This is a genomic window from Rhodococcus sp. BL-253-APC-6A1W (genome assembly GCF_012843405.1).
Lineage (GTDB): Bacteria > Actinomycetota > Actinomycetes > Mycobacteriales > Mycobacteriaceae > Rhodococcus.
Window position 1 is genome coordinate 111,384 of record NZ_JABAFB010000005.1, and the last position, 24,294, is coordinate 135,677.

Genomic DNA, 24,294 nt, shown 5'->3' on the forward strand with positions numbered 1-24,294 from the left:
GCTTCCCACGTCGGCGCGGTGGAGTCACGTACTGCGTGCCCACCGTCGCCGCGTGCGGCGGCCGCGTGCGGTCAGAGATCGTCGATGTGCGGAATCTCGAGGACCGCACGATCGGACATCCACTCCCGCAGGATCTTGGTCGCGACCACGTCGTCCTCGTTGTACTCGAGCAGCCGCGCGCGCTGACTCGGATCCGGCTCGCCGTCCAGCCCGACGGCCTCGCGGTACCAGCTCATCGACGCCTCTCCCCCGGCTTCGTCGTCGCGCCAGTGGTGACCGGCGATCGGGGCGACCTTTTTGAGCCCCTTCCCGTTCGGGCACACGAACTGGTCGGTGACGGCCTGGTAGATGTCCACCCATTCGGATGATCCGATGAACGCCTTGATCTCCGCTTCGGGCGGCACACCCGGAAAACCGCGGAACCGCCGCGCCGACGACAACAACCACTTGTCTTCCGCCGACCTCGAATAGCAATAGGCCGCAAAGGTTTTCCCACGGCGCTCGGCGGTACGCCGCTGGTCCGACAACCACGCCCAGAACTCGGCGAACGACCGCGCCTCGTCGTCGGTGGGTACCGGCACCCAGGTCGCGAAGGGCCGGTACTCCGACTGCGATCCGGAGTTGAGCAGCGTCCCCCACAGATAGGCGCCGTGCTCGTGAAAGCTCTCCATGTCGACATCGACCTCGATGTCGGCGCGGTGGACGTGCACATGGCGGTACCGGCGGACGAGGGGGGCGCCCGCGAGCCACGCCTTCGCGATCACCACCGCATCCTCGAAGGGGCCCTGGGGCCAGATCTCGGGTGGTTCGCCTTCCCAGCCCGCGAGACCGTCGATGGTGTGAACTCCGAGTTCCCTGAGGACCTCGGCGCGCTGACCCGACGCCACCAGCGACACGTCGCGTTCGCGGGTGAGTTCGGCCCGGCACCGATCCCACCACGGGCACGTCCTGCACTCCCCGATCTGCGACGGTTTCGTCGGCGTCCGGCCGCGGGCGATCTCGACGCGATCGGTCAACCGGGCGTCGTACTCGTCGAGGACCGCGCTCAGGTCGTGCACCAGAATGCAGTCGCCGCCGTACCCGATCGCGCCGCCGATCTGCCCGGGACTTGCGAGACCGTGACGCTCGAGCATCCGGTACAGGTGCGCGAGGCGCATCTGGTCGCGGACCTGGCTGCGCACTTTGCGTGTCTGGTCCACCACCGGCTTCCACTCGAACAGCCCGGTGGTCGTGGCGCCCTGACCGGGATCGGTGACCTTGTGGTTCACGACGATCACCGGGATGTAGCCCCCGCGCACGGTGTCGCGCAGCAGAATCTCCGACCTGCCCCGGCGTCCGGTGTCGACCTCGACGGGCAGCACCGCACCCCAGATCCGGTCGGCTCCGGCGCGACACGCCTCGAGAGTCTGTTCTGCGCGCTGCGACATCGAGCCGTCTGGGCCGATGAGCACCCAGCCCTCGGGGTCCGCCTCGAACAAGTGCTGACGGATCGCCTCACGGTGGGCGGCGGCCGCCTCCTGGCGCTGCCGCGCACCCGCGTTCTCGGCCGCACCTGCAAGTTCGTGGGGGAACGAAGCGTCCAGATACACCCGGTGGCGGCACCGCGTCAGCGCACTCGCCTCGAGGGAAACGGGTGTTCGCCGCACATCACGGGTTGGCTCCACAACTGTCCAGGGTATTCGCTGCGCACGGATCGCCTCGCACCAGCACCGTCACGTTAGGCTGACGCGGGGCGCCGGAGCGTCGTGTCGTACCGAATGGAGGGTGCTGTTCGATGGGGTTGTTCACACGGAAACGTCGCGCCACTCGCAAGGCGGAAGCCAAAGCTCTCAAGCACAGGGCGAAGCTCGAAGCGAAGCTGGTGGCGAAGAACCAGCTCAAGAACGACCGGCGAGCAGCGAAAGCGCAGCAGAAGCTGAGCAAGAAGCTGGCGAAGTCGCAGGTCAAGCTCGATCAGGAACTGCTCAGTTCGCAGGCGAAGATCGAGAAGGAACAGATCGCAACGCTCAAGGCACAGAAGAAGGCCGCAGAGAGCCAGGGCCTGACCGCAGCGAAGGTGCGCCGGTACCTCGGTGTCGCCCGTCTGCTCGCGCCGGTGCTCGTTCCGATCGTCTACCAGGTGGTCACGGCGCTGCGCGGTCAGCTCGACGCGCGACGGGCACAGCAACTCGGTGTCCCCATCGACGAGCTCGGCTCGTACACGGGCCGCGGTGCACGACTCAGTGCCCGGATCGCCGGCGCCGAACAGTCGCTCACCAAGATCGAGTCCCTGCACCCGAAGGACGCCGAGACGCAGAAGTTCGCCGCGGCGATCCGCGGTCGTCTCACCGACCTGACCGCGGCGGTGCAGGCTGCCGAGCAGATGCCCGCGGCGCGCCGGAAGTCGGCGCACGCCGCGATCTCGTCCGAGCTCGACGGCATCGAGGCCGATCTGCTCGCCCGGCTCGGGGTCCGCTGACCCGAACGTGAACACGAACCCGGCCCTCCTCGGCAGCACCGCGGGCATCACGACCGCGGCGCTGGCTGCGGCTGCGCACGGCGCGGCCGGTGGCGGTGTGCCCACGGGCCCCGCCTCGGCACTGCTGCTCGCAGTCGCCGCGGGGGTCGGGATCGTGGGTGCGTACGTGCCGACGCTGCCGCCGATCGCACTTCTCGCCGTCGGGCAACTCGGCACCCACGCCGTTCTCTCCGCCCTCACCGAGGGCCACCCGCACACGTCGGGATCGATGTTCGCCGCACACCTCGTGGCCGTCGCAGGCTGCGCGGTGCTGCTGGTCGCCGCCGCCCGGCTCTTCGACGCGTGCAGTACCGCGATCCGGGCCGTGACACTCCGGCTCGGCGGCGTACACGTGCCGGCGTCGCTCGCCCCGACGAGAACGACCGACCCGCTCGTCTGGGGTCGCGCTCCCCCGGCGATCTCCCGGAGAGGTCCTCCGGTCGCGCGGTGACGCGCAGCCGTATTCGTTCTCCGAGAAAGATCCACCCATGAAGACATCACCTACCCGTGCCCTCGTCGGCGCGGGCGCCACTGCTGTGCTGATGCTGGCCGGTTCCGGCCTCGCGTCCGCACATGTCACGGTCGTCGCACCGGGCGCGGAGCAGGGCGGTTACACCGTGCTGACGTTCCGTGTGCCCACCGAATCCGATACCGCCGGAACCACTGCGGTGTCGGTCGGCCTGCCCGGCCTGAAGTCGGCACGCACCGAACCATTGCCGGGCTGGTCCGCGACGATCGAGAAGGATCCCGAGACCCAACTCGCCACCGGCGTCACCTGGACCGCGGATCCGGGAGTTGCCGTCGGTCCGGGCGAGTTCCAGCAATTCGTGCTCTCCGCCGGGCCGCTCCCCGACGAGGCGGAAGTGTCGTTCCCCGCGGTACAGACCTACAGCGACGGCGAGGTCGTCGCATGGGACCAGGTCACGACCGGGGACACCGAACCCGAACGTCCCGCTCCGAGCCTGACACTCGCGGCGGGCAACGGCGACGGGCACGGCGGCGGAGCACACACCACCGGCACCGACTCCGGCACCACGTCGGAGGACTCCGGCACCGATGTCACCGCACGGTGGCTCGGCGGCATCGGTCTCGTCCTCGGTGCGCTGGGCGTGGCCCTCGGCCTCGGCGCCGTGATCCGGGGACGGCGCTCATGAGACGCCTCTTCGTCGTTCTCGCCGCGTTGTTCACCGCACTGGCGCTCTCGGCCGGTCCCGCGGCGGCGCATTCCGTGGTGCTGTCGAGCTCGCCGGAGGACGGTGAGCAGATCGCGCAGGCACCCGAGCGGGTGAGCGTGACGTTCAACGAGCCCTTGCAGGAGCAGTTCGCGGCGATCACCGTCGTCGGCCCGGACGGCAACCTGTGGTCCGTGGGCGACCCCGCCGTCGAAGGTTCCACGGTGAGTGTCGCCGTGGACGGACTCGGTCCGGTCGGCGAGTACACCGTGGCCTTCCGGGTGACGTCCGCCGATGGGCATCCCGTCAGCGGTACCCGGACCTTCACCCTCACGCAGGAGGGCACCGGCGCGCCCGGTGAGCCGGCGTCCGGTACGTCCGAGACGGCCGACGGGAACGAGAGCGGCGACAGCGGGCCCGCCGTGTGGTGGTTCGTCGTCGCCGGTGTAGTCGTGATCGCCGGCGGACTGGTCTTCGCCCTTCGCAAGCCGAAGGCATGATCGGATGATCTCGGTGCGCCGGCGGTGGCTTCTCGGTGCCGCCGTCGGCGTACTCGCCGGCACCGTCGCCGGAGTGGCGTGCGGCTGGATCCTCGCGACCCCGGAGGCCTCCAGCTGGGTCCGGGCGCTGTCGGTGGGCACGGGATCGACCGTGCTCGGTATCGCGGTCCTCGCTGCGATGATCCGCGGTGAACGTCGGCCCGGAATCGAACCCGACGACGTGTGGCGCGCGATCGCGACGTCGAGCGGAGTGTGGCTCGCGCTCGAATCCGTCCAGCTCGTCCGGGAGGCCGCGTCCGCGGTCGCCGTTCCGGTGGGCGACCTGCGCGCCGGCTTGTTCGCCGAATACCTCGCCACTGCCGGTTCCGGGCGCGTCGAAGCCGCCGCCTGGGTCTGCGTCGCCGCGTGCGGCATCGTCGCGGTGGTGGCGTACCGGCGGTCGGCGTCGTGGTCCACCGCACCGGTACTGGTGTTCGCGGCGCTGGCGCTGATCGCGCGGCCCGCGACCGGGCACATGGCTCAGCAGACACTCGGTTCCCTGCTCAATGCCGCGCACGTCCTGGCCGCGGCCGTCTGGTTCGGGGTGCTGGCCGCATTGGCCCTCCTCGTGCGCAGACGCGGTACGTGGGCTCAGCTGCTCCCGCGCTACTCGGCGCTCGCACTGCGGTGCGTGGCGATTCTCGCGGCGACGGGCGTCATCGACGCTGCTGTCCGGATCGGGTCGCTCAGCGGACTGTTCGGCACCGGCTACGGACGCATCGTGCTGGCGAAGACCGCTGTGCTCGTGGCGTTGCTGGTGCTGGCGTGGACCTGGCGCCGAACGTGGGTGCCGGACGCGGTGTCGCACCGCGTCACCGCCGAGGAGTCGCTCCGCAACGCAGTCGTGGAGGTGTGCGGCATCGCCGTCGTCTTCGGCCTCGCCGCTGCCCTCGCCACCGCCTCCTGAACTACCGCCTCCTGAACTACCGCTTCCTGAGTTACCGCGTCCCGCGCGACCGTCACTGCCCTGAGCGGGCGGCGCGGCGGAGGTCACCGACGAGCGACCGGAGCGCGTCGTCACGGTCCGATCGGGCGCGGAGAACCGCGGACGGATGGATGGTCACCACCACCGACGGATCGTGCCCGCCGCGTATCTCGGCGGGCAGGCGCAGCACTTCGCCGCGGTGTTCGGTGAGCCTGAATCCGTTGCCCAGCAGCGCTTGCGCCGCGCTCGCGCCCAGACACACGACCACCTCCGGGCGTATCGCCTCGAGTTCGGCCAGCAGCCAGGGGCGGCACGCCGCTATCTGGCCACCCGACGGCTTCTTGTGGATGCGGCGCTTGCCGTTCGCCGAACGGTCGAAGCGGAAGTGTTTGACGGCGTTGGTGACGTAGACCGAGCCGCGATCGACACCCGCCTGCTCGAGAGCCTTGTCGAGCAGATACCCCGCCGGTCCGACGAACGGCTCGCCGGCGCGGTCCTCCTGGTCTCCCGGCTGCTCGCCGACGAGGAGCATGCGTGCGCTCTCGGGCCCCGCTCCGAAAACGGTTCGGTCGGCGGCCTTGTACAGGTCGCATCCGCGGCAAGCGCGCGCCGCCGCCGCGAGTGCGGGCACCTCGCGTGTCTCGGGCAGGTACTCCTGGGCACCGGGATAGCTCACCACGACGACGGGATACCCCCGGACGCCGCCGATCCACGCGCGCGGCGACACGAACGTGCGGGATGGTGGTGAGCGGCGTGCCCCATCAGCCCCGCTTCGAGCGGGGAGAGCCCGCCGAAGATCGCGCCGACGAACGCACCCGGAAGTGTCACCAGGCCGGTTGTCTTGGTCTGATCGATCGGCGGAATCATCGCCGCGTGCACCGCGAGCCGTGCGTGCTCGGCCGTTGCCTGCCGCATGGTCGCGCCCAGCGCGAGCCATCCCTCGACTTCCAGCCATCGATCGACGACGAACTCGTGGAACCGCCGGCCTGCGAGACCTGCGACGGTCATCGCGTTGCCGATGACGATGCCGCCGAGCGCGAGCGCGTACCGCGGCGTCGCCGCTACCGCTCCGGTCACGAAGATCACCGCGAGCGCGACACCGATTCCCAGCAGCATGGCCCCGGCGACGATGGCCAGGACGCGAACGCCGCTTCCGACCCGGCGCGCGGCCGTCCATGTTCCGACCGAGAACATGACGAGCAGAACGACGCCGACCCACGCCCCGTTGGTGATGACTCCGGTGAGCACGACGCTGACGATCGCGAGTTGCAGGGCGCCACCCGCCACCGCGTACAACGACGCGAACCTGTGCGGAACCCCAAAGACCCACAACACCGACGTGGCCACCGCTGCGAGCGCGAGGACACCGATCAGTGTGCGGAGGAGCACGTCAGGGTCGTCGATCATCGGATCGAGCGTATCCACCCGGACATGCCATCGCGATGCCGTGCGCGATACGGTCGATGCATGGCACGCAAGTCCGCTGTTCGCCGTCACGAACCCGAGTCCGACGACTACCTCTACGAGCCCACCGAACGGAGGATCCGGGGGCAGTTGTTCGATCGGACGATCGTCGACAGCAGCCGGGCTCTGCTGGTCTGGGCGCCGGGGAAGCCGGTGCCGTTCTACGCGTTCCCCCGCGACGACGTCCGGCTCGATCTGATCGCGGCGTCGCTGTCCCCGAGTCGCAGCCGACCGGATGTGTGGCAGTGGTACGACGTCGTGATCGACGAGCAACGCGCGTATTCGGTGGTCTACCAACTCGACGTCGACGGTCTGGACGATCGGCTGATCTTCCAGTGGTTCCGGCACGGGGAGACCGGGCCGGGTGACGAGGTCGACGAAGGCGAACGCTGGTTCGAGGAGGAAACCGAAGTGTTCACCCATCCACGCGACCCGCACCATCGGGTCGATGCTCTGCGCAGTTCGCGCCACGTTCGGGTCGAGATCGGCGGCACCGTGGTCGGCGAGACGCGCAATCCGGTGCTCGTCTTCGAGACGGGATTGCCCACCCGCTACTACCTGCCGCCGGAGGATGTCGATTTCTCCGTCCTCGAGGAATCCGAATGGCGGACGAGTTGCCCCTACAAGGGGACCGCGCGGTACTGGTCGTTCGTCGGCCAGCCTCCCGCGGAGAACGTGGCGTGGTCGTATCCCGAACCGTTCGCCGCGGTCGCCGATATCGAGGGCTACCTGTGCTTCTACGACGACGCCGCGGAGATCACCGTCGAGGACTGACCTGCGCATCGCACGCGGTAATATTGTTCTCACTTCGAGAGAACTACATTTGCAGATTCTTATATTTGCACTAATGTAAAACTTCATGACTGCAGCGGAGCCCAGGGGCCAGGACGCGAAAGGTTCCCATCGCGAGCGCAAGCGGGCCCGCACGTGGGCCGCAATCCATCTCGCCGCGGCCGAATCCGCCGCCGTGCACGACCGCCTCTCGGACGTGACCGTGGAAGCGGTCGCGGAACGGGCCGAGATTTCGCCGCGCACCTTCTTCAACTACTTCAGGTCGAAGGAGGACGCCGTCCTGGGCCAGCAGGCTCCGGTGATCCACGACGACATCGCCGACGATTTCCACATCGAGGCCGGCGACGACCTCGTCGAGAAGGTCGCGTTCCTGTTGCTCGCGGTGTTCCGCACCTCGGTCCACCGCCTCATCACGTACGGCGAATACGCCACGTTGCTCGACCGCCACCCGGAACTGGCGCGCCGGCGCCTTCAGCACATCGATGCCGTGGAGGCACTCGTCGCCGACCTCGTCACCGCACGTCTCGCCGAGTCGCAGACGCCCGGCGGACACGGCGGGCACACCGTCGAGGAGACAGCCCTGCTGATCGTGACGGTGGCCGGTGCCGTGATGCGCACCGCGATGGCTCCCGTGCTCGACCTTCGGAACGGGACCGAGGGCGACGCGGACTCCGTCCTCCGCCGCACCTGCGCACACTTCAGGAAGGTCACGCGAGCATGAATGCCACCGCCACCACCGCCGCACCGCGCAGCCACACCGAATTCGACCGCCGCGCAATCACCTTCATTTTCATCGGGCTGATGGCGACGATGCTCGTCGCCTCGCTCAACCAGACCGTGCTCAACCCCGCACTCCCCACCATCGTCGGCGAACTCCACGGTGTCGACAAGATGCTGTGGATCGTCACCGCGTACATCCTCGCGTCCACGATCACGATGCCGATCTACGGCAAACTAGGAGATCTGTTCGGCCGCAAGCCACTGCTGCTGACCGCCCTGACCATCTTCCTGGTGGGCTCGACCATCAGCGCGTTCGCGGGAGATATCACGTGGCTGATCGTCGGCCGCGCCGCCCAGGGTGCGGGCGGCGGCGGACTGATGGTGCTGTCGCAGGCCACTGTCGCCGACGTGATTCCGGCCCGGCAACGCGGAAAGTACCTGGCCATCATGAGCAGCGTCTTCGCGGTGTCCTCGGTCGCCGGTCCCCTGCTCGGCGGCTGGTTCACCGAGGGACCGGGATGGCGGTGGGTCTTCTACATCAACCTCCCGCTGGGCGTACTCGCCTTCATCGCGGTGGCGTTCTTTCTCCGGCTACCCCGCACCCGCAACTCGCGGCCCCGCATCGACATCGCCGGGATGACGGTCCTGTCCCTCGCCACGACGCTTCTCGTCTTCGTCGCGACCTGGGGCGGCTCGCGTTACCCGTGGACCTCTCCCGTGGTGCTGGGTCTCATCGCGGGCACGCTCGCCACGGCAGTTCTGTTCCTGTTCATCGAAAGCCGTGCGGCAGAACCTATTCTCCCGCTGCACCTGTTCCGCGACCGCAACTTCGACGTGAGCACCCTCGCCGGTCTCCTCAACAGCATCGCGTTGTTCGGTGTCGCGGCATACATGCCGACCTACCTGCAGATGGTGGCGGGACGGAGCGCGACGGTCGCGGGCCTGCTCATGTTCCCGATGATGGGATCGATGCTGATCACCTCGACGCTGGCGGGACGTCTGGTGAGCCGGACCGGCCGATACAAGGTGACGCCCATCGTCGGCTCGGTGCTCGTCGCGGTGGCGATGCTGTTGCTGTCCCTGCTCACCGTGGACACACCGATCTGGGTGCTGTGCTGCTTCCTCGCCGTGCTCGGGGTCGGACTGGGCGCATCCATGCAGATCATGGTGCTCGTCGTGCAGAACTCGTTCCCGGTCGAAGAGGTCGGCACCGCCACCGCGGGCAACAACTACTTCCGGCAGATCGGAGCGACGCTCGGTTCGGCCGTGGTCGGCAGCGTGTTCGCCACCCGCCTGAACGTGCTTCTCGCGGAACGGGTCCCGGAAGGGGGCCTCGCCGCGGACGACGCCAATTCCCTCACCCCGGCCATGGTGCACACCCTGCCCGACGCCGTGCAGCAGCCGATCCTCGAGTCCTACAACGACGCCCTCACACCGATCTATCTGGCGATCGGCCCGTTGGCGATGGTGGCCGCGGTACTACTGTGCTTCGTCGTCGAGAAGCCCCTCGCGACCACCATCACGCGGCGTACGGACCCGGCCGTCAACGACCCGGCAGCCACCCCATCGCCTTGACGAGCGGGGGCAGCATCTTGGCCCAGATCTGCCTCGGAAGCCCGCGCGGGCCGTCGAGGTTCAGCACCCGGGTGACGGCCACGGTCTGCGACTCGGTGTACTTGAGAAGCCCTTCGGCACCGTGCCGGCGGCCCACACCGGAGATGCCTACGCCACCCATCGGAGCATCCATGCTGCCCCACGCCGGCGCGTAACCTTCGTCGACGTTGACGGTGCCGGCGCGGACCTTCGCCGCGATCTCTTCACCCTGCGCCTTGGTCGCCGCCCAGACGGAGGCATTGAGCCCGTACTCGGTGTCGTTCGCACGCCGGATCGCTTCGTCGACGTTGTCGACCGGGTACACCGACACGACCGGACCGAAGGTTTCGTCCCGGTAGCACTCGGCGTCCTCGGGAACGTCGGTGAGCACGGTCGGTTCGTAGAACAGCGGACCGAGGTCGGGGCGGGCCTTGCCGCCCGCCACCAGCGTCGCGCCCTTCGCCACCGCGTCGTCGACGTGGCCCGACACCGTCTTGACCTGGGTCTCGTTGACGAGGCAGCCCATCTCGGTGTCGAAGTCGTAGGACGCGCCGAGCTTGATCGCGCGCACCCGGTCGCCGAACATCCGCAGGAACTCCGGAGCGATCGACTTCTCGACGTAGATACGTTCGATGGAGATGCACAACTGCCCGGAGTTCGAGTAGCACGCGCGCACCGCCGCGTCGGTGACCTTCCGCAGGTTCGCTCCCGCGGTGACGATCATCGGGTTCTTGCCACCGAGTTCGGCGGAGAAACCGATCAGGCGCCGGCCGGCCTGCTCGGCGAGCAACCGGCCCGTCTGCGAGGACCCGGTGAACATCAGGTAGTCGGAGTTCTCGACGATCGCCGTGCCCACCACCGATCCGGGGCCGGGCACCACGGCGAACACATCGCGTGGCACACCCGCCTCGTACAGCAGTTCGGCGACTGCGAGAGCGCAGTACGGCGTCTGACTGTCGGGCTTGAGCACCACCGCGTTGCCCGCGAGCAACGCGGGAATCGCGTCGGACACCGCAAGGGTCATCGGGTAGTTCCACGGCGCGATGACGCCGACGACACCCTTCGGATGGTGCAGCACGGTGGTCTTCGTCAGGACGGGAAGCATCCCGGTCGCCCGGCGGGGCTCGAGCAGTTTCGGAGCGACGTGTGCGTAGTGCCGCGCCGTCATCGAAATGTCGAGCACCTCCTCCTGCGCGGACGTGCGGGACTTACCCGTCTCCGCCTGAGCCATGTCCATCAGCTGGTTTCGCCGCGCGTACACCAGTTCGCGGTAACGGAGGATGATCTCCGCGCGCTCGGTGACGGGCATCCGCGCCCAGGACGCCTGCGCAGTGCGGGCACGATCGATCGCGGCCTTTGCGTCGTCGGCGGTTCCGACGGGGACGGACGCGATCTCCTTCCCGGTGAACGCCTCGACGACAGGCCGCGTGGGCCGGTCCGCCGCGTCGGGAATGGCGATGAGATCGGCGAGACGTGCGAAGGTCGCAGCGCTCGGAGCAGGCATAAGACACCCCTACCGGTGAGTAGTTCTCGGAGTTACACCAAACGTACCCTCGAAAGGTGGCCCCTGTCACAAGCGCCTGCCTCCGCTCGGGTCGTGAGTCACCCGGCGAAACCGGGCATCCCGCGCGGCCCGGCTTCCTAGACTGGGGCATATGACCACATCGAACGGCACATCCGATGAGAAGGTCGATCGAGAGAAGATCGAGAACCGGGCGCCCTCTGTGGCTCACATGTTCCTCGACCGCATCACCGCGTCTCCCGATGCCGAGGCCTTCCGGTTTCCGATGGGTGCGGAGGAATGGATCGGGGTCACGTGGGCGCAAACCGGCGAACGCGTGCGCCTGCTCGCCGCCGGCCTCATCGCCCTCGGTATCCAACCCGAGGACCGGGTGTCTCTCGCGTCGACCACACGGTACGAGTGGGTCCTCGCCGACCTCGCGGTGATGTGTGCCGGCGCGGCCACGACCACGGTCTACCCCACCACGAATGCCCACGACGTCGCGTTCATCGTGGCGGATTCGGGAAGCCGGATCGTTATCGCCGAGGACGCCGACCAGGTCGGCAAGCTGGTTCAGCACCGGGACGAACTGCCGGATGTCTCCGCGGTGGTGGTCGTCGACGGCCACGGTGACGGCGACTGGGTACTCGGTTACGACGATCTCGAGGACCGCGGACGCACACTGCTCGCCGAGAACCCGAACGCGGTGTCCGACCGGATCCAGCGGATCCGGCCCGATCACCTCGCGACCCTCATCTACACGTCGGGTACCACGGGAAGGCCCAAGGGTGTTCGTCTGCCGCACTCGGCCTGGACCTATGAGGCCGCCGCGATCGACGCCATCGGCCTCCTCGGTCCCGACGACCTCCAATACCTGTGGCTTCCGCTGTCGCACGTGTTCGGGAAGGTGCTGCTGACCCTTCCCCTCCAGATCGGTTTCCCGACAGTGGTGGACGGACGAGTCGACAAGATTGTCGAGAACCTCGCGGTCGTGCACCCCACATTCATGGGGGCGGCGCCACGGATCTTCGAAAAGGCGCATGCCCGAATCGAATCCATGATGGAAGACGAAGGCGGCGCGAAGAAGAGGATCTTCGACTGGGCCGTCGGCGTCGGACTGAAGATGTCCCGGGCCCGGCAGGACGGCAGGTCCCCTGGCACGCGCGACAGGCTCGGCTACGCGCTCGCCGACCGACTCGTGTTCTCCACCGTCCGCGAGCGGTTCGGCGGCAGGTTGCGCTTCTTCATCTCCGGTTCCGCGCCGCTCAACCCGGACATCGGCAGGTGGTTCGATGCGGTGGGTATCCCGGTGCTCGAGGGGTACGGGCTCACCGAGACAGCAGCCGCGTCGTGCGTCAACCGCCCGGACTCGAACCGGATCGGCACGGTCGGGCGTCCGGTGCCCGGCACCGAGATCGCGATCGCCGACGACGGCGAGGTGATGATCAAGGGGCCGGGCGTCATGACGGGCTATCACAATCGCCCCGAGGCGACGGCCGAGTCGCTCACCGAGGACGGCTGGTTCCGCACCGGCGACATCGGCAGCATCGAGGACGGTTATCTGAGGATCACCGACCGCAAGAAGGACATGTTCAAAACCTCGCAGGGCAAGTACGTCGCGCCGTCCGCGACCGCGGCGACCTTCAAGGGAATCTGCCCGTACGCGTCGGAGATCGTCGTATACGGCGAAGGCAGGCCGTACTGCGTCGCGCTGGTGGGCCTGGACGCGGAGACCATGACCGAGTGGGCCGGCAGGAACGGGCTCGACGGGGCGAGTTTCGCGGAGATCTCGCAGCACGAGAAGACGCGCGGCATGATCTCGACGTACATCGAGGAGCTGAATCTGCAGCTCAACCGGTGGGAACAGGTCAAGAAGTTCACGATCATCGATCGCGAACTCACGGTGGAATCCGGTGACCTGACGCCGAGCATGAAGTTGCGCCGCAAAGTGGTCGTGGACTCGTTCTCGGACAGCCTGGTGGGTCTGTACGACTGAGGGCTTATGCTGTCGATATGAGTAGTGCACGACCTAATTTGTTTCAGCGCCTCGGATACATGGTCGGTCGCACGTTGCCGCCCGAGATGCGCGAGTGGGTTCGCAACGACATCCTCGGTCCCGGAGGCGCGCGGCGCTATCTGCTGCGCTGGAACCTGCCGATCATCCCGCCGTTGATGCTGTTCCTCCTCATCCCGGGCCCGGTCTGGATCCCCTTCGCGATGATGCTGCTGTTGTTCCTGCCCTGGGTCTACTTCTCGGCGGCACTCATGCCCGTGTGGCAGCGCCATCGCCTGCAGCAACACGGAATCGATCCCGAACTGCTGAGCGAGAAAGCCCGTGAGCGGGCGGCCCGGGAACGCGAGGACTACGAACGTCGCATGGGCCGGGCCGTCTGAGCCTCGGCGTCACCGTTCGCCGGTGCCGCCTACGACAGCACTTCCACCAGCGTGGTCTCGCTGTCGCCGGTCATGTACTTCTCGACCTTGTCGAGATGGTGACGCCAGAAGGCTTGCGCCCGGCCGGGCTCACCCGCGCGCAGTAGTGCGACGAGTTTGCGGCTCGCACGCAGCGCGACGGCCGCGCCGGGCCGGTCCGGCTCGGCACGAGAGGAAATGTACAGGGCGGCATGGGCATCCATGATGTCGAGGAGCATGCCGGCCAGCGTGTTCAGCGTCTCGTTGCCGCCGAGTTCCATCACCGTGCGATGCACCTCGGTATTCGCCTTCGCGAACGCGTGCGGATCGTCCAGGAGGGCTTCTCCCCGGTCGACCACGGCGGCGAGTTCGTCGATCCGCCCGTCGGGATCGGCCGCGATCAAACCCACCGCGGCGACCTCGAGTTCGGTGCGGGCGCGGTAGACGTCGGCCAGGGGGACGCCCCGGTATTGCAGCAGCAAGCCGGCGTAGCGGGCTGCGGTGGACCGGTCGGGCGCCTGCACGCGGGCGCCCCCGTGGGCCCCACGCAGAACGGTGATGATGCCTTCCGACTCGAGTATCCGGAACGCCTCACGCAATGTCGGGCGCGAGACGCCGAACCGCTCCATGAGCGCGGCCTCGTTGGGGAGCGGCTCCCCGGCTTCGAGTTCGCCGGTGATGATCTGGCGGCGAAGGTTCGCCGCGATCAGTTCCCCGGCCTTGGGCACACGCACGATCGTCGAACGTCCGTCGAGTGGCATGTCCCCGTCCCGTTCTCCCAGTCTGTCGTTCACCGGCATAAGTGAACCTTTGTGAAGGATACAAGGATCTAACGCTTTGGCCTGCGAAGAGATTAATCATCCATCTGATTGCGGCGATCTCGGTCCCCGCCGTCCGGAACGGCCCGCCACCGCCCCTTTATCCTCAGCACATGAGCGAAGCCACTGCCCACGCATTCACCGCAACCGCCGACCTCGCCGACGAGATCGGCCCGGACATCCGTAGCTGCGACACCCAGTTCATCCAGTTCGGTGGCCGCAGCGAGTTCGCCGGCCCCGTCACGACGATCAAATGCTTCCAGGACAACCTGCTCGTCAAGCAGACCCTGTCCGAGCCCGGCAACGGCGGCGTGCTCGTCGTCGACGGTGGCGGCAGCATCCACACCGCGCTCGTCGGCGACATCATCGCCGGCCGCGGGGTCGACAACGGCTGGGCCGGCGTGATCGTCAACGGCGCGGTCCGGGACTCCGCGATCCTGCGCACGCTCGACATCGGGGTCAAGGCACTCGGCACGAATCCCCGTAAGAGCACTCAGACGGGATCCGGCGAGAAGAACGTGCCGGTCGAGATCGGCGGCGTGACGTTCAACCCCGGCGAGATCGTCTACAGCGACCACGACGGCGTCGTCGTGCGCGCGGAGAACTGACGCAGTACGCAGGTCAGGTGTCGCGCGCGACCCGCGCGCTCATCCCGCCGATCTCGACCACATCGCCGACCTGGAGCTGACGGCCTCGTCGCACGTCGACTTCACCGTTGACGGAGACCAGGCCGTCGGCGATGACCTCCTTGGCCTCGGCACCCGATTCGATCAGGCTCGCCAGCTTGAGGAACTGGCCGAGTCTGATCGACTCGTCACGGATCGGTACTTCGAAGACATCGGACATGCCAGCCATTGTCCAGCACACTGGTTCGATGAGCCGTCCCGCCATCGTCTGGTTCCGACGCGACCTCCGGCTGCGCGATCTTCCGGCCGTGCTTTCCGCCACCGACATCGCGCAGCAGGGCGTGGCGTTGTTCGTTCTCGACGACGCCCTGCTCGGTCCGTCCGGGCCGCGCCGACGCGCCTTCCTCATGGCGTGCCTCCGTGCGCTCGACGACGATCTGTCCGGCCGCCTCCTCGTGGTGCGAGGTGATCCAGCAGAGGCTGTGCCCGCGGTGGCCCGCGCATTCGACGCGTCCGAGGTTCACGTCAGCGCCGATTTCGGCCCGTACGGGGCACGGCGCGACGCGCGCGTTGCCGAGGCGCTCGAGGATGTGGCACTGGTATCCACCGGATCGCCGTACGCGGTGTCGCCGGGCCGCATCACGAAACCCGACGGCACGCCGTACAAGGTGTTCTCCGCGTACCGGCGCGCCTGGCTCGAACACGACGTGCGGCCACCCGCGGCGACCGACGCCGGGACCATCGACTGGATCGACCCGGCGGGCACGCCGGACCGCACAGCGATCCCCGACGCCGGCGACATCGCGCTTCCTCCGGCCGGCGAACGGGCCGCCCTCACCCGCTGGCGCGAATTCCTCGCCGGCGATCTCGAGCGGTATGCGACCGACAGGGACCGGCCCGGTGCCGACGGCACGAGCAGGTTGTCGGCCCACCTCAAGTTCGGATGCATTCACCCCCGCACCCTGTTGCACGACCTGCGCGACCACGCCGGCGCCGGGACCATCACGTTCCGCAGCGAACTCGTGTGGCGCGACTTCTACGCCGATGTGCTGCACCACCGTCCCGACACCGCGCGGCGGAACTACAACGAGACGTTCGACGCGATCCGATACGACTCCGGACCCGACGCCGACGCGCTGTTCACCGCGTGGTGCGAAGGGCGAACCGGGTTTCCGATCGTCGACGCCGGTATGCGCCAGCTTCTGGCGGAAGGCTTCGTCCCCAACCGGGTCCGGATGATCGTCGCGTCGTTCCTCACCAAGGATCTGCACATTCCGTGGTGGCGGGGGGCACGGCACTTCATGACGCACCTCGTGGACGGCGATCTCGCCTCGAATCAGCACAATTGGCAATGGACCGCGGGGACCGGAACGGACGCCGCGCCGTACTTCCGGATATTCAATCCGACGGCGCAAGGCGAAAAATTCGATTCCGAGGGTGATTACGTCCGATGCTGGGTACCCGAACTCCGGAGTGTCGTGGGCAGCCGGGTGCACACGCTGCCGGACGGCCCGCCGGAGGGATATCCCGCGCCCCTGGTGGACCACGCTCACGAACGCCGGGTGGCGCTCGAACGGTACGGGGAAATTCGATCGACGAATCGACCCATCCGCCGGTCGGGTCGCGCCGAATGAGAAACAGGCGGACCGTCCGCCTCCGACAATAAGGAGACACCGTGCTGCGAGATTTCGTCGAGACTGCATTCCTGGCCATCCATACCCCGCTCGTCGAGGGCTACACGTTCCTCCTCAGCGTGCTTCCAGCCTGACCGGAATGCGGCGCCGGGAGTGCCGGCGCCGCACACCGGATCCCGACAATCACGGCGCCACAGCGGCGAATCCAACCCGGAGGAAACATGGGCATCGAGTACAGCAGTATCGTCGACGCCCCCCGTGACGACGTGTTCGCCTGGCATGCCCGCCCCGGCGCCGTTCATCGACTGATTCCACCCTGGCAGCCGATGAGCGTGGTGTCCGAAGCCGATTCGCTCGCCGACGGACGTGCCGTCCTCGGCCTCCCCGGCGGCCTGCGCTGGATCTCCGACCACCAGCCCGACGGTTACGATCCCCCTCACCGTTTCGTCGATGCGCTCGGCCGTGACGGGTTGACGTCGCTGCCGCCGAACCTGATCCGGTCGTGGCGGCACGAGCACCGGTTCGACGTCGTGGACGAATTCCGGACCCGCGTGACAGACAAAGTGGACACACCGGTCCCGGAACGCGTTCTGACCCAGACATTTCGGTACAGGCACCGCCAGCTCGCCGACGATCTCGCCAGCCACCGCCGGGCGCACACAGAGGGAGTGTGTCCCCGCACGGTCGCGGTGACCGGCGCACACGGCGTGGTGGGCAGCGCATTGACCGCTTTCCTGAGCGCCGGCGGCTACCGGGTGGTGCGCCTGGTGCGCCGGCCCGTTCACGGACTCCGGGAAAAGCAACTGGATCAGGAAAGGCAGTGGGATCCGATCGATCCCGCGCCCGATCTGCTCGAAGGCGTCGACGCCGTCATCCATCTGGCGGGCGCCTCGATCGCCGGACGCTTCACCGAGGCGCACAAGGCAGCCGTCCGCGACAGCCGGGTCGCGCCGACCTGGCGACTCGCCGAACTCGCCGCCGGCACCAGCAACGGGCCGGCGACCTTCGTGTGTGCGTCTGCCATCGGTTTCTACGGATACGACCGGGGCGATGCGCCTCTCGACGAACAGTCTTCACGCGGGGCAGGTTTCCTCGCCGACGTCGTCGCCGAGTGGGAATCCTCGACGCAGCCCGCGGAGAAGGGTGGTGTGCGAGTGGTCCAGGTTCGGACCGGGATCGTGCAGACTCCGCGCGGCGGCACCCTGCAACTGATGCGGCCGCTCTTCTCCGCCGGCCTCGGCGGCAGACTGGGCAACGGCCGGCAATGGTTGTCCTGGATCGATATCGACGATCTGCTCGACATCTATCACCGTGCCCTGACGGATCCGTCCGTTTCGGGTCCGGTGAATGCGGTGGCGCCGCAACCGGTCCGCAACGAGGAGTACACGCGGACCCTGGCGAGTGTGCTGCACCGTCCCGCGTTGCTGCCCGTCCCCGGTCTCGGTCCACGACTGCTGCTGGGAGACGAGGGCGCACGCGAGGTCGCCGGCGCGAGTCAGTTCGTCGTTCCCAAAACGCTCCTCGACATCGGGCATCGATTCCGCAGACCCGACCTCGAGTCGTCGCTGAGGCACCAGCTCGGCCACATCCTGAACGGGAAGTGACGGGCGCGATGACCGCCGGCCGTGTCCTCGTCACCGGTGCCACCGGATACATCGGCGGAAGGCTCGCGCCGCGACTGCTCGAAGCCGGTTATCGGGTACGGGTACTCGCGCGCAGTCCGGACAAACTACGGGACGTGCCGTGGGCCGACGATGTGGAGATCGTGCGCGGTGATCTCACCGACCCCGCGTCTCTCCGCGAGGCGTGCCGGGACGTGGATGTCCTGTACTACCTGGTCCATTCGATGGGGGGCCGAGACGAATTCGTCGAAGCCGAGCGGCGGGCTGCGGAGAACGTGGCGGCCGTTGCGCGCGAGTCCGGGGTGTCGCGCCTGGTCTACCTCGGAGGTCTGCATCCCGAATCCGGGCAATTGTCACCACATCTGAGCTCTCGCGCCCAGGTGGGACGGATCCTCCTCGAATCAGGTGTTCCCACCCTGGTACTCCAGGCAGGCGTCGTGATCGGGTCGGGGTCGGCGTCGTTCGAGATGATCCGGCACCTGAGCAACCGCCTACCGGTGATGACCACACCGCGCTGGGTGAACAACCGCATCCAGCCGATCGCCGTGCGCGACGTTCTGCACTATCTCGTCGCCGCCGCCGACGCACCCCTTCCCCGCAGCGGGACCTACGACATCGGCGGTCCCGACGTGCTGCGGTACGGCGAGATGATGCAACAGTATTCCGAGGTGGCAGGCCTGGTGCGGCGACGCATCGTCGTACTTCCCGTACTGACCCCACGACTCGCCGGTCTGTGGATAGGGCTCGTCACTCCGATCCCGCCGGGACTCGGCCGGGCACTCATCGAATCGCTGGGTTCCGACGCGGTGATGCGTAATCACGACATCGACGCCGTGATCCCTCCCCCGTCCGGCGGACTCACCGGATATCGCGAAGCGGTGCGTCTCGCACTGAGCCGGCTCGAACACGGTGAAGTCGAAACAAGCTGGTCGAGCGCGTCCCCCGTGGGCGCACCCGCAGATCCGTTGCCGTCCGACCCGGACTGGGCGGGCGAGGTCGTCTATATCGACGAACGCTCCGTCGAATCGGACACGTCGGCGGACCGGGTATTCGCGGTGGTCGAGAGCATCGGCGGCGAAAACGGCTGGTACTCGTTCCCGCTCGCGTGGACTGTGCGCGGGTGGCTCGACCGGTTCTCCGGAGGTGTCGGCCTCACCCGAGGGCGCCGCGATCCGAAAAGATTGCACACCGGCGATGCACTCGATTTCTGGCGGGTCGAACGTATCGAGCGCCCCGAACTCCTCCGATTGCGCGCCGAGATGCGGGCACCCGGTGGCGCATGGCTGGAATGGCGGGTCGAACGACTCGCGGCCGACCGCACCCGACTCACGCAACGAGCGATCTTCTTTCCCAAAGGTATTGCCGGGCGACTGTATTGGTACTCGCTGTTGCCGTTCCACGGCATCATCTTCCGCGGCATGCTCGAGAACATTGCGGGCACGGCGTCACGATCGGGTTCCTGACCGGATTCGCGACCGGAAAGGAGGGCCTGCCTTCACGGCAAGCCCTCCTCCCTCCCCGACCGGTACTAGACGGTGCAGAGCGGTCTGATCTCCTGCATCCCCTCGGTCGTCGGCGACGTCAGCATCAGGCACGCGTTGTACCCGCTGTTTTCGACGACGCGCCGGATCTCCTGCCATGCAGCAGGATCGACTACCGGAGAACGCGACAGCACGAACCCGGACAGGCGTGTCGAATCACCGACGAACGCCCACGAGTAGTCGTCTGCCAGGTAGGTGACGATGTAGTTGGTCGGCCCGTCCAGTGAATCCTGGGACGGTACTCCGGGGAACGACACATGCAGCTGCGCAGTGTCGTTCACCCGTGCATTTCCGACGATGCCGCGACGCTCACCGGTCACCGTGGTGCACGAATTCTCCACTCGGACGTTACGTTCGTCGAGCAACGTGTAGTTCGCCGTGGTGTCGCGCACGCAGTCGATGTTGAACGGCGCCGGATTGGCAGCGAGCTGATACCACTGTCCGACATACCTGTTCACGTCCAACTGCGGGACGGGTGTGAGCGGCGCGGCCTGAGCCGGCGCCGCAAGAACAGCCGCACCCGCGGCGGCGATGAACGCCGCCGCGAGTCCCCGAACGCTGCTTCGGATTTTCGGCATCGATACCTGACCTTCCCGAGGGTGAGTTGGAGAGAGCACTTACTGCGGGGTCAGGACGCCGTCGATCAGGTAGACCACGCCGTTCTCGGTCTCGATGCCGCCGCAGATCACGTTGGCGCCGTTGACCGTCCACATATCCTCGGAACCGGCTACCTCGACAGTCCCACCCTGCACGGTGGTCTGGGTGCCCGCGACGTCGTCGATGGTGAGCTCACCCGGAACCACGTGGTAGGTCAGGATGTCCGTCAGCATCCCCGAGTCGGTCTGCAGCGTTTCGATCGTGGCGGGGTCGAGAGCCGCGAACGCTTCGTCGACCGGTGCGAAGACGGTGAATTCGCCGCCGTCGAGCGTTTCGACGAGATTGACATCGGGGTTGAGCTGGCCGCTGACCGCCTGTGTCAGCGTGGTGAGGATCGGTACGTTACCCGCGGCCTCGGTGATCGTCTGCGTCGAGAGTTCTTCGACGGACGAGGGACCGGTCGGATTCGCCTCGACGTAGGCGGCGCAACCGGGGCCGACGGGACCCGCTGCCGCAGCCTGCGCCGAGGTGCTTTCCGTGGTCTCCATTGCCGAACCGGTGGTCGTGGTCGCTGCCGAGGTGTCCGACGCAGTGTCGGAATCGTCGGACGTACAGGCCGCGACACCGAACGCGGACATCGCACCGATTCCGATGACCGCCAGGCTCTTACGTGTAGCAATGTTCATAGCTGAAATTCCCTTCGTAAGCCGTGGCCTGGACGACCACGCCGATCGATGTGTCAGGGGTCATTCGCTACCAGTGTGAAGGCGGATGGGTCGGGGCGTGGAGTTTTTCCTTCGACGCCCCGGACCAATCCGGGATGCGTGCTGCAACGAACGACATTCATGGAGATTCTTCCGGGCCGTTCACGGGCCCACGTGCTGGTGCTTCCGGGCGGCAGGCCTGTCGGTACCGAGGCGCCGCGCCCGTGGCATGCGTCCGAGCTCCGGATGACGGCGTTCACCCACACGCTGGGCTCACGCCTACGTCCGCATCACATCACCGTCGAGCAGGTGCGTTACCGCTACAGAGGATGGAACGGCACGCATATGAGTCCGGTCCGCGATGCCCTGGAAGCGCTCGACCGCGCCACCCGGCGGGGCCACACCCGGATCGGGCTCGTGGGCCACTCGATGGGCGGGCGGGTCGCCGCGCACCTGGCCTCCCAGGGCGGGGTGGAATCCGTCGTGGCCCTGGCACCGTGGTGGCCCGAAAACGACTCCGAGCACATACCCATCGGCCGTCATCTGCTCGTCGCGCACGGCACCGAAGACCATGAGACGGACCCGCGAGCCACGCAGAGTCAGACGATGGCCGCCCGCGACCGCGGAGTGAACGCGCGCTGGCGTCCCTTGCCCGGAGCCGGACATTTGCTACTCACAGACCCCGGCTGGTGGGCCAGAACGACCGCAGATTTTCTGGTGTGCACTCTCACCAGCGAGCCGTTGACCTCACCTGGAGACGATCATGCTTCCTGACACCCCACGGTCCGCTCCTCTGCCCGGCGGTGGAATTGCGGTGCCGGCCGCCGCCGGCGCCGCGGTCCGGCGCTCCCGTATTTCGCGGCGGTGACGGCGGTGCTGTACTCCGATGTCTTGAGCCGCCGGTTTCGCCCGGCTAGGCTTTCGTTCGATGAGCGGACTGAGCCGATGACCGGCGTCGGTAGAGACACCGACACCCTGGGGGCGCTACTCACGCGCGTCGCCGCACAGGACCAGGCCGCGTTCGCCGAACTCTACGACGCCACACGGGCACGGGTGTTCGGCATGGTCCTGCGAGTCCTGCGCGATCCCGGCTACAGCGAGGAGACGACGCAGGAGGTCTACCTCCAGGTGTGGCGCTCGGCCGGCAGCTTCGATACGAGCCAGGGATCCGCACTGTCGTGGATCATCACGCTCGCGCATCGGCGGGCCGTCGATCGCGTACGCAGCGAGCAGTCCGGCGCCGACCGGGAGTCGCGCTACGGCTCGGCGACGGTGGACTCCGCCTTCGACTCCGTGAGCGAAGAGGTCACCCAGCGTGACGATCGCCGGCGTGTCACCGACTGCCTGGGCTCGCTCACCGATCTCCAACGCAGATCCGTCGAGCTGGCCTATTACGGCGGATACACGTATCGGGAAGTGGCCGAAGAACTTTCATCGACGCTACCCACCGTCAAGTCGCGGATCCGCGACGGACTACTCCGATTGAAGACCTGTTTGGGGGTGAATTCTGATGGCGCTCGACGATGATCGGGACCTGCTCGACATGGCGCCCGTGATCGCCCTCGACGCACTCGCACCCGACGAGCGGGACGAGGTAACGGCACGGCTGGACGACGCCGCGCCCGAAACGGTCGAGCGTTTCACCACCGACCTCCGGGACGCCCGGGAGACACTCGCCCAGATGTCCGCGGCCACCGCGACCGAGCCGCCCGCCGGATTACGGGGCCGGGTGCTCGCACTCGTCGCCGCGGAGAGCGCCACCGACCGTCCCGCCGAGCACGGCGGCGCGGAGAACTCCGGCCCGGACATCGGGAATTCGTCCACCGACGTCATCTCGCTCGACGAACGACGCCGGCAGAGCAGGCGGCGGAACTTCCTGCTCGCCGCGGCCGTAGCCGTGGTCGTGGCGCTCGGCGGTGTCGTCGTCGCGAACCAGTGGACCCAGACGACCGACAGCCCCCTCGCCGAGCGGGTGCTCGCCGCCGAAGACGTCCGCACCACCACCGGCACGCTCGAGGGCGGCGGCGTGGTGACGGTCGTCTTCTCCGAGGACGCCGGCGCCGGCGTGCTCGTGATGAACAACGTCGCACCACCCGCCGACGGCACCGTCTACCAGATGTGGCTGATCGGGCCGGACGGACCGGAGTCCGCGGGCACGATGACCCCGGCGGACGTGGCACCGTCCACGACCGCGCTGCTCGAGGACATCTCGGGCGCCACCGCCCTGGGATTCAGTGTGGAACCCGCCGGTGGATCCACCGCGCCGACGTCGATATTCGCCGAACTGCCACTGGGTTGACGCGATGTCACCTACGGTCCGCGACGACGACCGTGGCGTCCGACTCGTCCGAGAAGAGCACTCGCGGGCGGTACCCCGCCTGCGTCAGCATCTTTTCCGCGGCGGGAGCCTGAGTCGCTGCGATCTCGATCAACAGATGCCCTCCGGGTGCCAGCCAGCGCCCTGACTCGGCGGCGAGTCGCCGATGGATGTCGAGCCCGTCCTCGCCCCCGTCGAGCGCGACACGCGGTTCGAAGCACCGCGCCTCGCGCGGCATAGACTCGAGTGCTCCCGACGGGACATAGGGGGCATTCGCGACGAGCACGTCGACGCGTCCGAGCAGGGAGCCGGGCAAGGACGCGCACAGATCACCCTCGAGCACCCGCTCGCCGGGCAGATTGAGCCGCGCGCACCGCACGGCGACAGGATCGATGTCGGTCGCGTACACCTCGCACACGCCGAGCATCGCCGCGAGTGCGGACGCCACCGCACCGCAACCGCAGCACACGTCCACCACGACCGGGTTCGGGGGAGCCACCCGCGCGGCGCATCTCGCCAGGAATTCCGTACGACGGCGGGGGACGAATACCCCGGGCGACACCGCGACCCGCATGCCGCAGAACTGCACCCACCCGAGGAGATGCTCGAGAGGCGCTCCGGCAATTCGTCTCGCGACGAGAACATCCAGTTCCCGCTCGGAGGTTGCGGCGTCGGTGAGCAGGCGCGCTTCGTCTTCGGCGAACACACATCCGCCCCGGCGCAGCGCCGCGACGACGGCGGGCGAGGGCACCTGCTGCGGCGAGTTCGGCTGCGGCGGTATCGGCTGTTCGAAAGCCATGGTGAACCCTATCGCGCGGCG

26 protein-coding genes are annotated in these 24,294 nt (G+C 67.8%); 17 read left to right on the forward strand and 9 right to left on the reverse strand.

What is annotated here, in order from left to right; genetic code table 11:
* Positions 1-71 precede the first annotated feature (71 nt).
* Complete coding sequence (locus HF877_RS09005; protein ID WP_169620823.1) at positions 72-1,664, reverse strand: TM0106 family RecB-like putative nuclease; 1,593 nt, start codon at positions 1,662-1,664, stop codon at positions 72-74.
* A gap of 110 nt (positions 1,665-1,774) precedes the next feature.
* Between HF877_RS09005 and HF877_RS09010 the strand changes: the two genes are divergently transcribed.
* Genes HF877_RS09010 through HF877_RS09030 form a run of 5 tightly spaced genes read left to right on the forward strand, consistent with a single transcriptional unit; the run spans position 1,775 to position 5,115 of the window.
* Positions 1,775-2,458: a DUF6474 family protein gene (locus HF877_RS09010; RefSeq protein ID WP_169620824.1), complete on the forward strand. Its 684-nt coding sequence runs from the start codon at positions 1,775-1,777 to the stop codon at positions 2,456-2,458.
* A 7-nt stretch (positions 2,459-2,465) separates the two neighbouring features.
* Positions 2,466-2,948 carry a hypothetical protein gene (locus tag HF877_RS09015; RefSeq protein ID WP_169620825.1) on the forward strand — a complete coding sequence of 161 codons (483 nt, stop codon included), beginning with the start codon at positions 2,466-2,468 and terminating at the stop codon, positions 2,946-2,948.
* A 37-nt stretch (positions 2,949-2,985) separates the two neighbouring features.
* Positions 2,986-3,651: a YcnI family protein gene (locus HF877_RS09020; RefSeq protein ID WP_169620826.1), complete on the forward strand. Its 666-nt coding sequence runs from the start codon at positions 2,986-2,988 to the stop codon at positions 3,649-3,651.
* The gene (locus tag HF877_RS09025) at positions 3,648-4,169 is read left to right on the forward strand and encodes a copper resistance CopC family protein (protein WP_169620827.1); all 522 of its coding nucleotides are present in this window, start codon (positions 3,648-3,650) and stop codon (positions 4,167-4,169) included. The genes HF877_RS09020 and HF877_RS09025 overlap by 4 nt, the downstream gene beginning before the upstream one ends.
* Positions 4,170-4,173: 4 nt before the next feature.
* Complete coding sequence (locus HF877_RS09030; RefSeq protein ID WP_169620828.1) at positions 4,174-5,115, forward strand: CopD family protein; 942 nt, start codon at positions 4,174-4,176, stop codon at positions 5,113-5,115.
* A gap of 52 nt (positions 5,116-5,167) precedes the next feature.
* Here HF877_RS09030 and HF877_RS09035 read toward each other — a convergent pair whose 3' ends face one another.
* Together HF877_RS09035 and HF877_RS09040 are read right to left on the reverse strand one after the other, a co-directional pair.
* Positions 5,168-5,812, reverse strand: a complete 645-nt coding sequence (locus HF877_RS09035; RefSeq protein ID WP_169620829.1) for a UdgX family uracil-DNA binding protein — start codon at positions 5,810-5,812, stop codon at positions 5,168-5,170.
* The gene (locus HF877_RS09040; RefSeq protein WP_346765105.1) at positions 5,806-6,537 is read right to left on the reverse strand and encodes an ABC transporter permease; all 732 of its coding nucleotides are present in this window, start codon (positions 6,535-6,537) and stop codon (positions 5,806-5,808) included. The genes HF877_RS09035 and HF877_RS09040 overlap by 7 nt, the downstream gene beginning before the upstream one ends.
* 63 nt (positions 6,538-6,600) lie before the next feature.
* Between HF877_RS09040 and HF877_RS09045 the strand changes: the two genes are divergently transcribed.
* The 3 genes from HF877_RS09045 (at position 6,601) to HF877_RS09055 (ending at position 9,684) form a co-directional block, all read left to right on the forward strand.
* Positions 6,601-7,371: a DUF427 domain-containing protein gene (locus tag HF877_RS09045; RefSeq protein WP_169620831.1), complete on the forward strand. Its 771-nt coding sequence runs from the start codon at positions 6,601-6,603 to the stop codon at positions 7,369-7,371.
* 85 nt (positions 7,372-7,456) lie between these two features.
* A complete protein-coding gene (locus tag HF877_RS09050; protein WP_169620832.1) occupies positions 7,457-8,110 on the forward strand; it encodes a TetR/AcrR family transcriptional regulator in 654 nt (217 codons plus the stop codon).
* Positions 8,107-9,684 (forward strand): MDR family MFS transporter, encoded by a 1,578-nt coding sequence (locus HF877_RS09055; RefSeq protein WP_169620833.1) that lies wholly within the window; start codon positions 8,107-8,109, stop codon positions 9,682-9,684. Before HF877_RS09050 ends, HF877_RS09055 begins: the two co-directional genes overlap by 4 nt.
* Here the strand turns inward: HF877_RS09055 and HF877_RS09060 are convergent.
* Positions 9,653-11,206, reverse strand: a complete 1,554-nt coding sequence (locus HF877_RS09060) for a succinic semialdehyde dehydrogenase (protein WP_169620834.1) — start codon at positions 11,204-11,206, stop codon at positions 9,653-9,655. The two genes, HF877_RS09055 and HF877_RS09060, sit on opposite strands and share 32 nt — an antisense overlap.
* Before the next feature lie 151 nt (positions 11,207-11,357).
* Here HF877_RS09060 and HF877_RS09065 point away from each other — a divergent pair, with 151 nt between their 5' ends.
* On the forward strand, positions 11,358-13,199 hold the full coding sequence (locus HF877_RS09065; protein WP_169620835.1) for a long-chain fatty acid--CoA ligase: 1,842 nt from the start codon (positions 11,358-11,360) through the stop codon (positions 13,197-13,199).
* A 17-nt stretch (positions 13,200-13,216) separates the two neighbouring features.
* The gene (locus HF877_RS09070; RefSeq protein ID WP_169620836.1) at positions 13,217-13,597 is read left to right on the forward strand and encodes a DUF5313 family protein; all 381 of its coding nucleotides are present in this window, start codon (positions 13,217-13,219) and stop codon (positions 13,595-13,597) included.
* Between the two features lie 29 nt (positions 13,598-13,626).
* Here the strand turns inward: HF877_RS09070 and HF877_RS09075 are convergent, their stop codons facing one another.
* Complete coding sequence (locus HF877_RS09075) at positions 13,627-14,376, reverse strand: GntR family transcriptional regulator (protein WP_169621068.1); 750 nt, start codon at positions 14,374-14,376, stop codon at positions 13,627-13,629.
* A 170-nt stretch (positions 14,377-14,546) separates the two neighbouring features.
* On the opposite strand from HF877_RS09075, the gene rraA reads away from it, so the two are divergent.
* Positions 14,547-15,041 (forward strand): ribonuclease E activity regulator RraA, encoded by a 495-nt coding sequence (gene rraA / locus HF877_RS09080; RefSeq protein ID WP_169620837.1) that lies wholly within the window; start codon positions 14,547-14,549, stop codon positions 15,039-15,041.
* 13 nt (positions 15,042-15,054) lie between these two features.
* Here rraA and HF877_RS09085 read toward each other — a convergent pair whose 3' ends face one another.
* A complete protein-coding gene (locus HF877_RS09085) occupies positions 15,055-15,279 on the reverse strand; it encodes an RNA-binding S4 domain-containing protein (RefSeq protein WP_169620838.1) in 225 nt (74 codons plus the stop codon).
* A 28-nt stretch (positions 15,280-15,307) separates the two neighbouring features.
* On the opposite strand from HF877_RS09085, the gene HF877_RS09090 reads away from it, so the two are divergent.
* The 3 genes from HF877_RS09090 to HF877_RS09100 all read left to right on the forward strand — a co-directional run bounded on the left by HF877_RS09090 (position 15,308) and on the right by HF877_RS09100 (position 19,778).
* Positions 15,308-16,693 carry a deoxyribodipyrimidine photo-lyase gene (locus HF877_RS09090; RefSeq protein ID WP_169620839.1) on the forward strand — a complete coding sequence of 462 codons (1,386 nt, stop codon included), beginning with the start codon at positions 15,308-15,310 and terminating at the stop codon, positions 16,691-16,693.
* A gap of 221 nt (positions 16,694-16,914) precedes the next feature.
* Positions 16,915-18,297: a TIGR01777 family oxidoreductase gene (locus tag HF877_RS09095; protein WP_169620840.1), complete on the forward strand. Its 1,383-nt coding sequence runs from the start codon at positions 16,915-16,917 to the stop codon at positions 18,295-18,297.
* 8 nt (positions 18,298-18,305) lie between these two features.
* Complete coding sequence (locus HF877_RS09100; protein ID WP_169620841.1) at positions 18,306-19,778, forward strand: SDR family oxidoreductase; 1,473 nt, start codon at positions 18,306-18,308, stop codon at positions 19,776-19,778.
* Between the two features lie 65 nt (positions 19,779-19,843).
* On the opposite strand, the gene HF877_RS09105 is transcribed toward HF877_RS09100, so the two are convergent.
* Together HF877_RS09105 and HF877_RS09110 are read right to left on the reverse strand one after the other, a co-directional pair.
* Positions 19,844-20,425, reverse strand: coding sequence for a lipocalin family protein (locus tag HF877_RS09105; protein WP_169621069.1), 582 nt, complete (start codon positions 20,423-20,425; stop codon positions 19,844-19,846).
* 48 nt (positions 20,426-20,473) lie between these two features.
* Positions 20,474-21,139 (reverse strand): fasciclin domain-containing protein, encoded by a 666-nt coding sequence (locus HF877_RS09110; RefSeq protein ID WP_169620842.1) that lies wholly within the window; start codon positions 21,137-21,139, stop codon positions 20,474-20,476.
* A gap of 159 nt (positions 21,140-21,298) precedes the next feature.
* On the opposite strand from HF877_RS09110, the gene HF877_RS09115 reads away from it, so the two are divergent.
* The 3 genes from HF877_RS09115 to HF877_RS09125 all read left to right on the forward strand — a co-directional run bounded on the left by HF877_RS09115 (position 21,299) and on the right by HF877_RS09125 (position 23,456).
* Positions 21,299-21,931 (forward strand): alpha/beta fold hydrolase, encoded by a 633-nt coding sequence (locus tag HF877_RS09115; protein WP_169620843.1) that lies wholly within the window; start codon positions 21,299-21,301, stop codon positions 21,929-21,931.
* Between the two features lie 171 nt (positions 21,932-22,102).
* Positions 22,103-22,684 carry a sigma-70 family RNA polymerase sigma factor gene (locus HF877_RS09120; protein ID WP_169620844.1) on the forward strand — a complete coding sequence of 194 codons (582 nt, stop codon included), beginning with the start codon at positions 22,103-22,105 and terminating at the stop codon, positions 22,682-22,684.
* A complete protein-coding gene (locus HF877_RS09125) occupies positions 22,668-23,456 on the forward strand; it encodes an anti-sigma factor (RefSeq protein WP_169620845.1) in 789 nt (262 codons plus the stop codon). The genes HF877_RS09120 and HF877_RS09125 overlap by 17 nt, the downstream gene beginning before the upstream one ends.
* 7 nt (positions 23,457-23,463) lie before the next feature.
* Here the strand turns inward: HF877_RS09125 and HF877_RS09130 are convergent, their stop codons facing one another.
* Entirely contained in the window at positions 23,464-24,273 is an 810-nt protein-coding gene (locus HF877_RS09130) for a putative protein N(5)-glutamine methyltransferase (protein ID WP_169620846.1), read from the reverse strand.
* Between the last annotated feature and the right edge of the window lie 21 nt (positions 24,274-24,294).